The following is a 2672-nucleotide window of genomic DNA, read 5'->3' on the forward strand; positions in this document are numbered from 1 at the left end:
AAAAGAATGTTGGTAGTGTGCTTTTCAAGCACACCCCAACATTCAGTATAGAACCTTTTTTTGTACTATATGAAGAGAAATTAAACCAAACCGTCTTTATTCTATACTATGTATTTACAAAGTTGTATCTAAATCATTGCTCACCTTATTAAGTGATTCAATAAAGAATGATTTATTAATGGGTTTAAAAACAAAAGGAATTGCAGAACCCAGTTCCTGAACAATCTGCATAGTTCTATCATATACAAGGGAGCTTATGATAACAATGCCTGCCTTCGGGTGCTTGCTTAAAAGTTGTTTGGAAGTTTCCAGTCCATCGATTCCTGGTAATATAATATCCATGGTTACTATATCAGGAAGTATTTTCTCATATGTTTCCAAAGCTTCTTCCCCGCTCCGGCATTGACAGACTACTTCGTAATCCGTTCCCTCAAGAAGTTTTCCAATTTCATTTCTTATTAATATGGAGTCATCAACAATCATAATTGTCTTTTTCATAATTTTCCCCTTTCGAAGAACTAATTAGTTCCTATGGTAATCTCACCTTCGCTGTTTTTGTAGAGAACACTGCTGGAGCATTCTTCCTGAATTAAAAGGCTGGATGAACCTATTCGGACACGGACTACCGGCAATAGCTGTCTGCATTTAATGAGACCAATCTGTTCCGAATCAGTAGAGGCTATTTCAGTTAATCGATTCGTTATTTCCTGTTCTCTTATATTTAAATAATCGGAAGCCTGTTTTAAACTATCCAGCAGCTGCTGCTTATCTTGTCTTTGTACCGTTTCAAGGTAAACTATATTCTTTCTGATTTCTGACAGATTGTGATGCAGCTGTTCTAATTCCCGTGTAAGCCGGGATGATTCTTCTACGTTCTTCGGAACGTTAGCTATTATTAATTCTGTAATTAGACGGCGAACTTTTGATCCAATAATGTTGGCGTTGATATTACAGGCTGCAAGCAGTGATCCTCCAATAATAACTCCTATTCCTGAAGTCACTATGATGTCTTCCCCGCTTTGTACTTTAGAGTTGATAATACTTTCTGCATAAACGTTCCCCTCTGCTTTTACAGTACAATGTTCCAGATAACGACATCTGATAAATGATTCAGACGTGAGAGTTCCCCGCCCATTACCAGACATTCCGCTGGCAATTGTAATTGGACCCCGGGCAATGATTTCAGCTCCTTCTACGGATCCACGGATATCGATGGCTCCGGTTGCCTTTACAGAGAATCCATTTCTTACATCACCAGATATGAAAATATCTCCGTCATAATCCAAATTACCGGTGCTATTATCAATATTTCCGTTAATCTTCAACAGTGGATCAATATTAAATTTACCATTAGAAAAGGTAACATGTCCTGTTTTCTGAGCTATTATAAGAGTGCCATCTTCAGTCAGCTGCATATTACGTCCGGCGGGAACCGCTACGGGTGTTCCTTTTATCTCGCAGGGATATACCTGACCTTCTATGGTTGTCCCGTTTTCACCTGGAATAGCAGAAGTAATCTCACAAATAACTTCCCCTTCTTTAACGGCTTGTATATTATTTAGGTTCTTGTAATCCACAGAACCGTTCTCGTCCTCTTCAAACTCCAGCTGTATGACCCGGTCAAAGTGATCTTTTATAGAACCATCAATTCCATTTCTCGCAAGTATCCCTTTCGCTATTAACAATACCTGATCATAAATATGCTCGTTTGCAATTGATTTTAAGGTATCTTCCAATATTCCAGTTTTCACATGTTCCTGTGCAAGTAAAGAACGCAGATTTTCTTCTTTAATATCCGAACCACCATTTAAAGGCGAGAAAACATAGATCCATGCAGCCATTCTGTCAGCAGAGATCAGTATATGGGGCTGGGCAGCCTTTGGTTCAGGTTCCTCAGTTGATTCAGAAGTAGTTACCTCATTCTTCTTATAAATATTAGAAAGAGCTTTCATCTTCATAGCAAATTGTCTGCGTTCCACCTCGAGAAGATCTTCGTTGACCCGGAGAATCAAAGGATCATCAGAAGGTTCCCATATTAATGAGGGGGCAGCGTTTTCTTTCGTATCCGGTTCAGCGTCCGAAACAGGGTCTGGAGACAAATTATAATTTGTTAATGTGGTGTCCTCCCCGCTATCGTCACTTTCTGATGCTTCAACCGGTTCAAAATGTGGTATTTCGTTTTCTTCCAAAGACTCTGAAGTGCGTTTTACATTTTGAAAGAGTCCAAAGAAACCTTTTCTGTTCTTATCTTTCATTTTTTTCTCCCCTAACATATGGACTACCGGATATATCATATCCGGTGTCGGCAAATAGAGTATAATATAGTCCCCATAAATGCGCTATTATAAGGAAAGCAATCATATATAAAGCTGCAATCCTTTTGTTCCATCTTACATACGCCAGTTAAATAGATACCCGTAATCCTGCTTGTATCTGGATTTAACCATAACAAACAGGCTTTATGGAACACCTCCTTTTCTGAATAGTTATGGATTATATATCTATATCGGCAGTTTGTAACAATAATATAACACATTATGGTATATTTTGGTTACTTTAACGGTAAAAAAGATAGTTTGAAACCGCAAAAAGTTATCGACAAAATTTTCATAATAAGTGTTGACTTTTGTCGAAAGCTTTGGTATGATATACCTCGCCGCTGAAAACGGCGG

Annotated in this window: 2 protein-coding genes; both read right to left on the reverse strand. The window is 38.3% G+C overall.

Features of this window, described 5'->3' with window-relative positions; translation table 11 throughout:
• Positions 1-114: 114 nt before the first annotated feature.
• The gene (locus ABS301_RS25755) at positions 115-498 is read right to left on the reverse strand and encodes a response regulator (protein ID WP_349674897.1); all 384 of its coding nucleotides are present in this window, start codon (positions 496-498) and stop codon (positions 115-117) included.
• A gap of 20 nt (positions 499-518) precedes the next feature.
• The gene (locus tag ABS301_RS25760; protein WP_349674898.1) at positions 519-2255 is read right to left on the reverse strand and encodes a flagellar assembly protein A; all 1737 of its coding nucleotides are present in this window, start codon (positions 2253-2255) and stop codon (positions 519-521) included.
• Between the last annotated feature and the right edge of the window lie 417 nt (positions 2256-2672).

Origin of the sequence: Lacrimispora sp. (assembly GCF_031982545.1) — a bacterium.
In the GTDB taxonomy this organism is placed as follows: domain Bacteria; phylum Bacillota; class Clostridia; order Lachnospirales; family Lachnospiraceae; genus Lacrimispora.